Here is a 12902-nt window from a genome sequence, read left to right as displayed (position 1 = left end):
CCCGGTCATTGCCGCCGTGTAACTTCGGCGGCGGCTTGGTTCGGCGGTGTCTTAGTTCGGCTCCGTGGTAATTTTGGCGGCGCCTTGGTTCGGCACCGGACCGTTCCGCCGCCTTAGACCCGGGCGAGGCCGGCTGCTTCCGCCAGCAGCTCCAGTGAACGCAGCCTCGTGGCGGTCCCCGTGCTCTGGTGCGCGACGATGAGTTCGTCCGCATCGGCGTGCCTGGCAAATCCGTCCAGGTACTCCAGCACCACGTCCGGTGTCCCAATGGCCGAGTACTTCATCATCTGCGAGACGTGCTGGCCCTGCGGGGAGTCCAGGATCATGTCAGCTTCGTCGTCGGTGAACTCGCGCCCGCCGCCGAAAAACAGCGAGACCCTGGCCCGGAGGGTGTCCCGGAAGATTGCCTGCGCGTCTGGTGCGGAATCAGCGGCGATCACGTTGACGCCGGCGATGACATGCGGGGCCGCCAGCTGCCCGGACGGCCTGAATTCCCGGCGGTAGACGGCTACCGCGTCCTGGAGCGCGTTCGGCGCGAAGTGGGAGGCGAAGGCGTAGGGCAGGCCCAGCTGGGCGGCGAGCCGCGCCCCGAACAGGGACGATCCCAGGATGTACAGCGGCACGTCTGTCCCCTTGCCCGGTGTCGCTTCGACGCCCTCGATGCGGCTGGGGCCGCTCAGGTAGCCCTGCAGTTCCAGGACATCCTGCGGGAAGGTGTCCGCCGAATGGGGGTCGCGGCGCAGGGCCCGCATGGTGTTCTGGTCACTGCCGGGCGCGCGGCCGAGCCCCAGGTCGATGCGTCCCGGGTGCAGCGTTTCCAGGGTGCCGAACTGCTCGGCAATGGTCAGCGGCGAGTGGTTGGGCAGCATGACTCCGCCCGCCCCCAGCCGGATGGTCTCGGTGTGGGCGGCCACATGCGCGATGAGGACACTCGTGGCAGAGGACGCGATGGAGGACATGTTGTGGTGCTCGGCGTACCAGACCCTCCGGTAGCCGAGTCTCTCGGCGCTCTGCGCCATGGCCACGCTCCCGGCGAAGCTCTCCGCCGCCGTCTGTCCCTTGCCGATGGTCGCCAGGTCAAGGATGGAGAGGGGAACAGTCAAGGTGGAGCCGGCCTTTCGTAGCGGGGCGTTGCGGCGGCCCGTTCCGGTAGCGGGACAGGCACTGGCAACAACGACGACGGCGGTCGGGATATTTCTGGATTGCGCCGTGGCGCCGGACACGGAGCAAGGGGGCCACCGTTTCCGGTGACCCCCTCCTGCTCAGCACCCTCACTATTTGACTACACAGCCGCCCAGCACGATCTGTCCATCAATGAGCGCGATCTTGCTCTGGACGTCGGCGAGCTGGTCCTGAAGGGACTTAAGCACTGTCTTTTTGGCTGCGACATCGGCCTGTTTCACACCCTTCTTCGCCTGCAGGACGTTGAGCTCATTCGAGGCAGTCGTGAACTGCTGGTCCAGAGCCACGAGCTGCGCCTGCAGGGTCTTGAGCTGAGTTTCCGTGGCGCTGATCTCGCCGTTGATCCTGTTCAGCTGGTCCAAAAGAGGAGCAACTTGGTTCTGCAGACTTAGAACCTCGGCTTCCTTGGCGGCGATCTGCGAATTGAGGACCGAGAGCTGGCCGGCGAGACTGTCCAGTTCGGTGTTCAGCTTCTGTATCTCACCCTGTTTGATGGAGACCGACGCATTGGCGCCGTCCAGGGTGGACTGAAGGGCCGGCAGCTCGCCCTGCAGACCGCTGATCTCGGTGTTCTTGGCCTCGACGGCGGCATTGGCGGCGGCAACGGCGTTGTTGGCTTCCGTCAGCTTCGCCTGCAGACCGCCGAGCACAGTCCTCTGTTCCGCTATAGCCGCCTCGGCGTCGGCCACACCCAGGGTCAGCCCCGGAAGTGCAGCTTCCAGGTCCGCCACTACCTTTTCCTGCGCGGAGACGTCCGCGGCGGCCGAGGCCGCGGCGCCTTGGAGCGCCGGGAGCTGCCCCTGCAGGACGCTGAGTTCACCCTGTTGGGCGGCAACAGCAGCATCGGCGTCATTCACCGCGGCCTGGAGCGACGGGATCTGCGCCTTCAAGGTTGCGATCTCGCCTTCTTTGGTGGCGACGGCAGCGTTCGCTGAGGTCAGGGTGGCCTGCAGCGGCGCTGCCTGCTGCTGCAGTGCGCTGCTTTCCTGCTGCTTGGCGAGGAGCTGGGTGTTGAGGGAGTTGACCGAGTTCTGGAGTGTTGTCAGGTCACCTTGGTAGCCGGAGATCTGGGCATTCTTTGTGGTGATCTGGGTGTTCACACTGTTCAGCAGGCCCTGCTTGGTCTCCCGCGCTGCTATCAGGTCCTTCTTGGCTTTCGAGTTGCCGTTGATCGCGTCGATCTGGGCCGTAAGCGTGGCGATCTCCGACTCAAGGGCCGCCTTGGTGGCCTGCAGCGTGCTGAGCTCGCCCTGTGCTTTGGTGAGTTCAGCCTGCTTGGCCGTGATCAAGGCATTCTTCGTCGCAATCTGGTCCTGGAGGGTCGTGATCTCAGCGTTGGCCGCCGCAAGCTGGTTGCTGTTGGCCGCGAGAGCCGAGGCGGCCGTTGCGGCGTTGGCCTGCAGTGCAGTCAGCTCCGTCTGGGCCTGAGAGATCGCGGCGTTCTTGGCAGCCAAGGCGTCCGCAGCCTGGGTGGCGGCAGCCTGCAGTGCCGCGAGTTCCACCTGCGCGGCGCTGATCTCTGCATTCTTTGCGGCAACAGCACCCGCTGCCGTTTCGGCCGTCGATTGAAGGCTCGCGAGGGCGGCTTTTGCCTCCGCGACCCTCGTCTGCTGGTCCGCCAGTGCCGTCTGCGCTGCTTCCCCGAGGCCCTCGAGCCGCTGGAGCTCAGCCTCGGCGTCGCTGACCACCTGCGCAGCCTCAGCCGCGGCCGCCGCTGCACCGTCGGCGATCCCCGAGAGATTCGTTAGCTCGCCCTGTGCCTTCAGGATTTCGGCGTTCTTTCCGGCGAGGGCGTCCGCGGCGGCCCCGGCTGCAGCGCGGAGCGCCACGAGGTCATCCTCCGCTGCGCTGATCTGGCCAGTCTTGGCTGCAATCTGGGCGTCGAGGTCCACTTTCTGCTCTTTCAGCAGCCCAGCAGCGGCCTCGGCAATGGCGAGTTCCTCTTGCAGGGGTGCGAGTTGCGCTTCGGTGCTGGTTTTCTCTGCCTGGAGTCCGGCAAGTGCCTTCTCTGTGTCCGCGACAGACTGTGCCGCGGTAGTCTGGGCGGCGAAAAGCCCGGACATTTCGGTTGTTGCCGAACCCAAATCCGTTGTCAGCTTTCGTTCCTCAGCCTCAAGGTCGGCAATCGCTTTGTCCGCAGCGGCAATCTCCACCGTCAGCTTGTTCGCCGTTGTCTCCAGCGTCGCACGTTCCTCCTCCAGGGATTTGATGAGGACCGCGTTCTTGCGGGCGGCCGCCTTGAGCAGGCTTTCCTGCACTGTGCCGCGGTGCCCGAGCTGGTTCACCACCCCGGTGCAAATGCTGGCAGTGGAACTGTCGGCCGCTTGGGCCGCCGGCACCAGTACCAGTGTGCTGGTCAGGATGCCGGGGAGGACGACGGCGGCAGCCAGTCGTCGGGCGACAACGGACGTGGTTGACTCTTGCTGCATGGGGACCCCCGGGTGCGAAATTGGAAATACGACCGTCCTTGGCCGCATTTATGGTCCCGATACTATTTGCGCCTTCGTAGAAAAACACCAGTGGATTCCACTCGACTTTGCATATTTTCCTACCTGTTTTATCGAGGCAGTACTCGATTTCTCACTGAGGCTGGGTGAATTGAATCAGTTCATTTCCCGCCGGACACCGCATTCCGGACCTAGGTATAGCTGCAGCTCGACCCGGCCGCCGTCCCGAAACCATCAAATTCCTGGCCGTCAGGAAAGATCCGGATACCCGCGGCTAAGCTAGCGGCATGGCCAACAAATCCACAGCAGATAAAGTCGCCACGATCCAAAAGGGCTATGCGCTTGAGGGCGCCACCATCGAGCTGGGGGCCGCCATCGTCGACGGCGAACTCCACAAAGACGCTCCGGTCCGGCTGCCCCTGTCCATGATGAACCGGCACGGGCTTGTGGCCGGCGCCACCGGCACCGGCAAGACTGTCACGCTGCACATGATGGCCGAGCAGCTGTCCACCGCTGGAGTGCCCGTTTTCCTGGCCGACCTCAAGGGCGACCTGTCCGGCCTCGCCACGGCTGCCACGGGGAGTGAAAAGCTGGCCGCACGGACCGAGAGCATCGGCCAGCAGTGGGCTGGCAGGACGTTTCCGGTGGAGTTCCTTGCCCTCGGCGGAGACGGCAACGGGATCCCCGTCCGGGCCACCATCACATCCTTCGGGCCCATCCTGCTGTCGCGCATCATGGAACTCAACGACACGCAGGAGTCCAGCCTCCAGCTTGTCTTCCACTTCGCGGACAAGCACAACCTCGAACTGGTCGACCTCAAGGACCTCCGTTCCGTCATCCAGTACCTCACCTCCGACGAGGGCAAGGACACCCTGCAGGAACTGGGCGGCCTGTCCAAGGCGACGGCCGGCGTCATTCTCCGGGAGCTGGTGACACTGGAGGCGCAGGGGATGGAGCGCTTCTTCGGTGAGCCCGAGTTCGACACGGCCGAGCTTCTCCGGACGTCACCGGACGGCCGAGGCGTCATCACCTGCCTCGAACTGCCCACCCTGCAGACCAAGCCCAGGGTGTTCTCCACCTTCCTGATGTGGCTCCTGGCAGACCTGTTCGAGGAACTGCCCGAGGCGGGGGACCTGGACAAGCCCAAGCTCGTGTTCTTCTTTGATGAGGCCCACCTCCTGTTCAACGACGCGTCCAAGGCGTTCCTTGAGGCCATCATCACGACCGTCCGGCTGATCCGTTCCAAGGGCGTCGGCATCTTCTTTGTAACGCAGACGCCCAAGGACGTTCCAGCGGACGTGCTCGGCCAGCTGGCCAACCGTGTCCAGCATGCGCTCCGGGCCTTCACGCCGGAGGATGCCAAAGCACTCAAGGCGACGGTGTCCACCTTCCCGGTGAGCGACTACGACCTCGAGGAGACCCTTACTTCCGCCGGAATCGGGGAGGCCGTCATCACGGTCATGAATGAGAAGGGCGCGCCCACACCCGTGGCCTTGACCCGCCTGCGCGCGCCGGAATCCGTCATGGGCCCCAGCACGGACGAGCTCATCAAGAGCACGGTTGCCGGTTCGGCACTGCTGGCCAAGTACGGGACCGCCGTTGACAGCGTCTCGGCGTACGAGAAACTCTCCGGGAAGGCCACCGCTCCGACCGGCCCGGCAGCGCCAGGGCAGCCGCCGGTGCCGTCCACCGGGGTGTTTGTCCCCGGCAGCCTGGATCCCGCCGCGGTGGATGCGGACGCCCGCCGCATTGAGGAGGACATCCTCGGACGCCCCAGCAGCCGACCCGCCCCCGGGCCGGAGCGGGCGCCCGAGCGGGAGCCCAGGCGGGCGCCCGCCCCGCATTCGGCTCCCCAGGCCGGAGGCATGATGGAGGACATCACGGGCGCCCTCGGCGGCGGCCTGAAAAGCATGGTCCGGTCGATGGGAACCCAACTGGGGAGGGAACTTCTGAGGGGCGTTTTCGGCACCTCATCCCGGCGGCGACGTTAGCTCCTCGGGCGCCGCCAGCGGTGGCGACGCCCCGCCGTCGGACGTTTTCCTGACGCCGTCCAGCGTCACGTGTGTCCTCTGTTACTCCTGCGTTTACATAACTTGCAGGTAACGTAAGGGGCGTGCAGATGAGTCAAGCCTTGGTAAGGACGGCGGCCGGATGGTTGCTGGGCCTGATGCTTGCCGTCGCCGGAGCCATTGTTGCGGTGAATCTGGTGAACCATTCCGTGGCCAGCCCGCAGCAGCCGGTGCGCGAATATTTGGACGCCCTGCAGAAGGGCGAGGGCGAACGTGCGCTGGGACTGCTCCAGGCTTCGGTGCCCGACGCAGATGCCGCCATGCTCGACGGCACGGCGCTGCAGACGTCGGCCGCCCGCATTGCGAACGTGAAGATCGGTGATGCCGAACCGCGCGGCGGCAAGCGCGTGATGGTGCCCATGGACTACACGATCGACGGCAGCCGCCTCCACACCGAGTTCCTGCTGGAGAGCGCCGGCACCGAGTGGCTCTTCTTCAACAAGTGGGCTTTTGTCCCGGCCACCCTGCCCACAGTGGACGTCACCGTCGTGAACTCGAGCGAGGCCACCCTCAACGGCGTGCCGGTGAACATGCCCGGCGGCCGCAACACGTTTGCCGTGTTCTACCCCGGCGAGTACGAGGCCTCCCTGAACGGCCATTACTTCTCGGCGCCGCCCACGCGCGCCACCGTCTCCGGGCGGGATGTCCCGGCTGCCCCGCTGAATCTCCTGACCCAGGCCACGGACGAGCTGAACCGGGCCGTGGCGGCCCGGGTCAAGGAATTCCTGGACAAGTGTGCCGCAGAGGCCGTCAAACAGCAGCGCCTGCAGCCCGACTGCCCCTTCTATCACGCCACCAGCAACCGCGTGGTGGACGGCACCATCAAGTGGAGCATCACCGAGTACCCGAAGATCAGCATTGAGCCGTTCGACGGCAAGTGGGTGGTGGCGCCCCTGGACGGCAAGGCCAGGATCACCGCCCAGCAGATTGATCTCTTCAGTGGCGGCTCCTCGGCTCTGGACGTCGAACACGACTTCAGCTTCACCACCCGCCTGGACATTGACGGCGACACCATCAAGGTCACCCCAGTCCTGAGCTTCTAGGTCCTGAGCTTCTAGTCTGTCTGCCGGACTGGCCCAGTTTTGAACCCTCGTCCACGGCATCAGGGCCACGTCAGCGGCTGGAAGATCCAAAACTGGGCTGGTCCGGCTGCGGCCAGCGGAGCGACCCCCTGGCCAGCACGTCCTGCACCTGGGCCAACATGGCTTCGGGCGCGTGTACGACGTCGTCATAGAAGAAGCGCAGCACGGGAAGCCCGCGGACTGTTGCGGAATTGTCCCGCCTCCGGTCCTTCTTGAACTGCCGCGACTCCAGGTGAAACGCGATTCCATCCAGTTCAACAATCAGAAATCCCTCAAGCAGGAAGTCCACGCGGCCGATTCCGTCCAGCCACACCTGTGTTTCGGTGGCGATGCCTGCCTCCCGGAAGACTACCCGGGCCAAGGTCTCAAGCAGGGAATCAGCACCCCGTTCCACTCTCGCCAGGACGTCACGGGCCTTTCCGCAGCGGTTTCCCGCCAAGTGCCGCCGGAGGAAGGCCGGGTCGATGTCTCCCCGGTTGTAGGCGCATTCCACCATGACCAGCGATTCCAGGGGCGGCAGGCACAACAAGGCATGGAGCAGCACATCCGGAAGAGCAGCCATGGTCGCATGATGTTGCTGCTGGGTCAGTGCAAGACGGTGGCTGATGCACCGGACCGCATTCCGGCCGTTGCTGTGCCAGTAGTGGGGCTGAGCGGCCGGACGCAGTTGCCAGAGCCCGAATCTCGGAGCCGCGGACACACAGGTAAGGAGGCCCCGCGAGCGTCCGGCAGCCACCAGCTCCGGGTCGGCGCCGCTGACGGCCAGCAGCCCTCGCTCCACCCGGATCACGTCGCCGGACCGGACCGCCGCCCGAATACCGGATTCGGCGGCGCCCCTGGCCAGCACGTCCCGGGTCAGCAGGACGCCTCCGGCTGATTTGATGATGTCCGCTGGGTCCATAGGCCCACAATGTCCGCTCCCCAGGCCTGCAGGCAGGCTGTAGTTGGACTATGTGGATAAACGGGCTGCTTCGCCGGCGCCCAACCGGCCCAGTTTTGAACCCAGCCTCAACAAAACTGGCCCGGCTCCCAACCCCTGCGGGTCGAAAACCGGGCCAGTTCAGCAGGCAGGTGCGGCAGCAGGCTTAATCCATGCCGCGGAGGTCCAGCACGAGCTCGGTGTCGCCGTCCGGCTGCAGCACCACCGGGATGCCCCAGTCCTGCTGGTACAGGTGGCATGCAGCGTGGTCCGGGATCTCACCGTCCTCGGTTTCCGGGCCGTCGCAGGCCGCGGCGCGGGCGGTGATGTGCAGTACGCCCTCGGGCACGTCCGTGGCCAGCTCCAGCGTGCGGAGCAGGCCAACCGAGGTTCCGCCGCCGGCCACGAGCAGCTCGTGCGGGGTGGAGGAGATCTTCAGCTGGGTGGGGTCGCCCCAGCGGTCGTCGAGCTTCTGGCCGGTGGGCGCCTCGAAGCGGACTGTCAGCTCCAGGAAGCCTGGAGCCACAGGGCTCTTGGGCCGGTGGGTCTGCACGGCGCCTTCATCCACCTGCTGTGCCTCCTTGGGGATGGGCACATACACGAGCTGGTGCTTGTTCGCTTCAACCACCACGAGCAGCGGTTCCGAGCCCGCCGTCTGGGTGTGGTCAACGATCACGTCGGAGGGCTCCAGGAGACCGCGGGCCAGGGTGGACACGGTCTTGGTGGCGGGGTCATAGCGGCGCACCGCACCGTTGTACGTGTCGGCGATGGCGACGGAACCGTCCGGGAGCACGGTGACTCCGAGCGGGTGCTGCAGGCGTGCCCCGGAAGCTTCGCCGTCGCGGAACCCGAAGTCGAAGAGCCCAATGCCCACGGCAGATTCAACGGTGACCGTCCCGTCGTCGTCGATCACCAGCTTCCGGAGGGCGGAGGTTTCCGAGTCCGCAACCCAGATGTTGCCGTCCGCGTCTTCGGCCAAGCCGGACGGCTGGGCGAACCAGGCCTCGTGGGCGGGTCCGTCGAAGAGCCCCTCCAGTCCGGTGCCAGCGATGATGGACACGGCCCCGGACAGCGGTTCGAAGCTGAAGATCTGGTGCACGCCGGCCATGGCGATGACGACGGCATTCAGCTTGGCTGACCACACAACATCCCACGGCGAGCTGAGGGATACCTCGAGCGGGTGCTCGGTAAGGCGTCCGGTGAAGCCCGCAGCGTCCTCGTCCACGCGGGCCGGGCCGGTCTCCAGCAGGCGCTGCACGCCGCTTCCGACAAGCGTGGTGACGGTTCCGTCCGCGAGCGAGAGTCCCCTTAGGCGGTGATTGACGGAATCGGCGATGACGACGTCGTAGCCCGTCTTTGCTGCCACGTCTTCCGGCAAGAGGACGAGACCCTGTGGTTCGTTGAATTCCGCCACCGGCTCACGGGAGTCCACGGCTGTTCCCGGGCCGTCGGCGTGCCCCTTGATGCCGGTGCCGAACGTTCCGAGCACGGTGTGGAAGTCGGTGCCGAGCTCCAGCAGCCGGTGGTGGCCCGTATCGGTGACCAGCCAGGTGCCGGCGCCTGAGCCGGCGGGAGCACCGGCGTCGGACTTTCCGGCGGACGCGCCAACGGAGGTTCCCCGCCCGGCCGGGAGGTACAGGGCCTTGCCCGGGAACCGGAGGGTCCCCGACGTCGGCTCCGGCGCGACATAGGGGCCGCTGCCGCGATGGAGGGTTCCCCGGGCTTCGTGCTCGGCGATCAGCTCAGGGATGAGCACGCCGAGGCCGTCAGCGTGGCCTTCTCCGGAAAGGTGGGCCACGATGTAGCCCTCGGGGTCGATGACCACGAGCGTGGGCCAGGCGCGCGCTGTGTAGGCCTTCCAGGTTTCCAGCTCGGGGTCGTCGAGGACGGGGTGGTGGATTTCGTACCGTTCCACAGCTGCGGCGAGGGCCACGGGATCGGCCTCGTGTTCGAACTTCGGGGAGTGTACGCCCACGGTCACAAGGACATCGGAGTACTTTTCCTCGAGAGGACGCAGCTCATCCAGGACATGCAGGCAGTTGATGCAGCAGAACGTCCAGAAGTCCAGGAGCACGATCTTTCCGCGCAGGGCTTCCAGGTCCAGGGATTTGCCGCCGGTGTTGAGCCAGTTGCGGCCCACCAGTTCGGAGGCGCGGACCCGGTGGTGGGTGCGTACGGTTTCGCTCATCAGCGTCCTTCCAGCTTTGAGTTGCGTTCAGCCAGCCTGGCATCGCGTTCAGCCAATTTGGCAAACATATCGTTGTAAGCGGTGAGATCGGCGTCGTTATTCCTGTCCGCTGCCCGGTCGGTGCGGCGGGTCTCCCGTTCGTCGGACCGGGACCACATGATGGCAACGCCGATTGCCACCAGCAGCGTGGGCACTTCGCCGATGCCCCAGGCCACCGCTCCGCCCAGTTGCTGGTCCACGAGCGCCGAGGGACCCCATTCCCGGCCGAGGTTGCCGAAGTAGTCGGCCGCCAGCAGGTTGGTGCCGCCCATGATGGCAACTCCGAAGAAGGCGTGGAAGCCCATGGTGGCCAGGAGCAGCACGAGCCGCAGCGGGAAGGGGGCCCGCCGCGGAAGCGGATCCGTGCCGATCATGCTGAGCACGAAGATGTACCCGGTCAGTGCGAAGTGCAGGATCATCAGCTCGTGGCCCACGTGTTCCCGCATGGCGAAGCCAAAGGCGTCGGAGTAGTAGAACAGCACGATCGAGCCGGCGAAGTTGGCTGCGGCGAAGAGCGGGTGTGTCACCAGCTGGGAGAACTTTGAGTGCACGAAGAGCAGCAGCCACTCGCGAAGGCCGCGGGAGCCATCGCTCCGGGCCGGGAGGGCCCGCAGGGCGAGGGTCACGGGCGCGCCCAGGACCAGGAAGAGCGGGGCGACCATGGTCAGGGCCATGTGGTCCACCATGTGCGCGGAAAACAACACTCGTCCATAGACGGCGGGCGGGCCGGAGGTGATGTACGTCAGCACGACCAGGCCGATGACCCAATTGACGGACCGGAACCACGGCCATTTGTCCCCGCGGGCGCGGACCTTGGCCAGGCCTAGGAAGTAGGACACGAGCCCGAAGAGGGCTACGCCCACCCAGATCCAGTCCAGACGCCATTCAGTGAGCCAGCGTTCCGGCGTCAGTTCCGGGGGCAGCTCGTAGCCGGACAGGATGAATGCGGGGGAAGCGTTGGGGGCGTAGGTGGTGGGTTCGGGCGGCGCGGAGCGGCCGAGTGCCACTGCGATTCCGGAGGTGGCTCCCATGATGAGGAGTTCCATGAGAATCAGCTGCCACAGCACGCGGCGCGACGACATGACAGAACCCTTACGGCCCAGCTGCGGGATCACCCACTGCCGGTGCATGTACCCGATCCCGCCGAGCACGATGGTGGCGGCCGATTTCGCCAGGATCAGCTGGCCGTAGGGTGAGCCGAACAGGTCGGCCCAGCTGGTTACCCGGACGGTGGAGTTCACCACGCCCGAGGCAAAGACCAGCAGGAAAGCGAATCCGGCGAGCGAGGAGAACCGCCGCAGCGTTGGTTCAGTGATGTCCGACGGACCGCCGGGCCGCGAAGCGCCGGCACCGCCGGCCGGACTGCGGGAGCCGGTCAGGAGGCCGGAGAGCAGGGCCAGCACAACGATGCCGCCCACCCAGACGCTGACACCCACCAGGTGCAGGCCCAGGGAGCTGATGGCTCCCTCATGGTCATTCGAGCTGGCAGAGTGGCCGATCAGTGCGGTGGGAACCAGTCCGATCAGTGCCAGCACCAGGGTCAGCGCCAAGCCTGTCAGGGACCGCACTCCGAACACCGCGGTAGTGACTACGGCCGCGATGATTGTCACGGCAAGCCAGGCCCGTCCGGTAGGGATGTCCGTCATGAAGTAAACGAGTGCCCTGGTGAACTCAGCGTCGCCGGAAATGCGCTGCCCTGCCACGTCGGCATAGGTGAGGACAAGGACGGCAACCGAAGCCAGCGTCCAGGCCACCCCTGCAACCGCCGCAATAGCCAGGGCACGCGAGAACGCCGGGTGCTCAGGGGCGTCCTCCTGCTTGGTCCGGCGCCGGTCCAGGGTCTTCGGCAGTATGCCCGCGGCAAAGATGAGCCCGCCGATCACAGTGGCCAGCGAGACGTTATGCACTGCCTTGCTGACGGGAAGGCCCCAGCGGACCATGACGCCGGGATCTGATACCTCCGGGGCCATGGCCGCACCTGAAAACAGCAAGGCTGCCGTAAGACCGAGGAAAAGTGCAGCCAATCCCGCGATCTGCCACGGCCGGGCAATGCCGAGCGCGGCATCAGCCTGGGCCTGCGCTCCCGGACGGGGGGCAGGCTGTGGAGTACGGGATTCTAATGCAGAGGGCACCTATCCATTGTCCGCTAACGCCGCCTGCGCGGCGAATCGGCCCTTGCGGCCCTTCAACGTGGGCGGGGCCAGGCCCTAAAAGGGGGGCCTTAAAAGCGGGCGGGGCGACAACCCTTTGGTTGCCGCCCCGCCAAAGCTGCGTGGAAAGACTACTTCTTGTTGGAGACAGCGGCCTTCAACTTGGAACCAGCTGTCAGCTTCACGCTGTGGCCGGCTGCAATCTGGATGGTCTCGCCGGTCTGCGGGTTGCGGCCAGTGCGGGCTGCACGGTCGGTGCGCTCAACTGCGAGCCAGCCCGGGATGGTGATCTTTTCGCCGGAGGCGACGGAAGATTCGAAAACCTCGAACAGTGCATCGAGCACGGAGTTGACGGCTGCCTGGCTGGTGCCGGCCTTGCCTGCAACCTCTGCAACAAGTTCACTACGGTTCTTAGCCATTTATGTCCTCCTGGACGCTTTTGATTTCTGGAGCCTGCATGCGGCATGCGTGCAGGCCACTGTTCGAAAACTTACCAGCTTGCGCCCGTGAGGGGGACAAATTCCGCGTGTTTCCGCGACTTTTTGACCAAAATCACCGGAATTTCGCGGGTTTTCCCTCGAATTCCGCCCGTAGCGGACGATCTTCAATATCCCGCCGGCGCCGGAGTCGCCAACAATAACGTCCGACGACGGCAGCCAGCTTCCGCGCGCACGGCACCATGAGTGGCAGGTTGTGAGGGAGGGTCCCGGGTTTGCGGGCCGGGTTCTGAGGGAGGATCCCGGGGTTCACGGGCGGGTTCTGAGGGAGGATCCCGGGTTTGCGGGCCGGGTTCTGAGGGAGGATCGCCGTGGGACAGGCCAAGGGG

At 65.7% G+C, this 12902-nt stretch carries 8 protein-coding genes; 2 read left to right on the top strand and 6 right to left on the bottom strand.

Annotated elements, in window-relative coordinates; all coding sequences use genetic code 11:
* Positions 1-113: 113 nt before the first annotated feature.
* Together J7E80_RS10800 and J7E80_RS10795 are read right to left on the bottom strand one after the other, a co-directional pair.
* Positions 114-1103 carry an LLM class flavin-dependent oxidoreductase gene (locus tag J7E80_RS10800; RefSeq protein ID WP_215051456.1) on the bottom strand — a complete coding sequence of 330 codons (990 nt, stop codon included), beginning with the start codon at positions 1101-1103 and terminating at the stop codon, positions 114-116.
* Positions 1104-1274: 171 nt separating this feature from the next.
* Entirely contained in the window at positions 1275-3611 is a 2337-nt protein-coding gene (locus J7E80_RS10795) for a chromosome segregation ATPase (RefSeq protein WP_215051455.1), read from the bottom strand.
* 305 nt (positions 3612-3916) lie between these two features.
* On the opposite strand from J7E80_RS10795, the gene J7E80_RS10790 reads away from it, so the two are divergent.
* Positions 3917-5620 (top strand): helicase HerA-like domain-containing protein, encoded by a 1704-nt coding sequence (locus J7E80_RS10790; RefSeq protein ID WP_215051454.1) that lies wholly within the window; start codon positions 3917-3919, stop codon positions 5618-5620.
* 128 nt (positions 5621-5748) lie between these two features.
* A complete protein-coding gene (locus J7E80_RS10785) occupies positions 5749-6741 on the top strand; it encodes a hypothetical protein (protein WP_215051453.1) in 993 nt (330 codons plus the stop codon).
* A gap of 70 nt (positions 6742-6811) precedes the next feature.
* Here the strand turns inward: J7E80_RS10785 and J7E80_RS10780 are convergent, their stop codons facing one another.
* The 4 genes from J7E80_RS10780 to J7E80_RS10765 form a co-directional block, all read right to left on the bottom strand.
* The gene (locus tag J7E80_RS10780; protein WP_215051452.1) at positions 6812-7681 is read right to left on the bottom strand and encodes a type IV toxin-antitoxin system AbiEi family antitoxin domain-containing protein; all 870 of its coding nucleotides are present in this window, start codon (positions 7679-7681) and stop codon (positions 6812-6814) included.
* 184 nt (positions 7682-7865) lie between these two features.
* Positions 7866-9887, bottom strand: coding sequence for an NHL domain-containing thioredoxin family protein (locus tag J7E80_RS10775; protein WP_215051451.1), 2022 nt, complete (start codon positions 9885-9887; stop codon positions 7866-7868).
* A complete protein-coding gene (locus J7E80_RS10770; RefSeq protein WP_215051450.1) occupies positions 9887-12058 on the bottom strand; it encodes a cytochrome c oxidase assembly protein in 2172 nt (723 codons plus the stop codon). The genes J7E80_RS10775 and J7E80_RS10770 overlap by 1 nt, the downstream gene beginning before the upstream one ends.
* A 149-nt stretch (positions 12059-12207) precedes the next feature.
* On the bottom strand, positions 12208-12495 hold the full coding sequence (locus J7E80_RS10765; protein WP_056625601.1) for an HU family DNA-binding protein: 288 nt from the start codon (positions 12493-12495) through the stop codon (positions 12208-12210).
* Positions 12496-12902: the final 407 nt, after the last annotated feature.

The sequence above is a fragment of the Arthrobacter sp. ISL-28 genome (genome assembly GCF_018613875.1).
Lineage (GTDB): Bacteria > Actinomycetota > Actinomycetes > Actinomycetales > Micrococcaceae > Arthrobacter.
The sequence above is the reverse complement of the archived record's forward strand: the minus strand, read 5'-3'. Positions and strand labels throughout refer to the sequence as shown.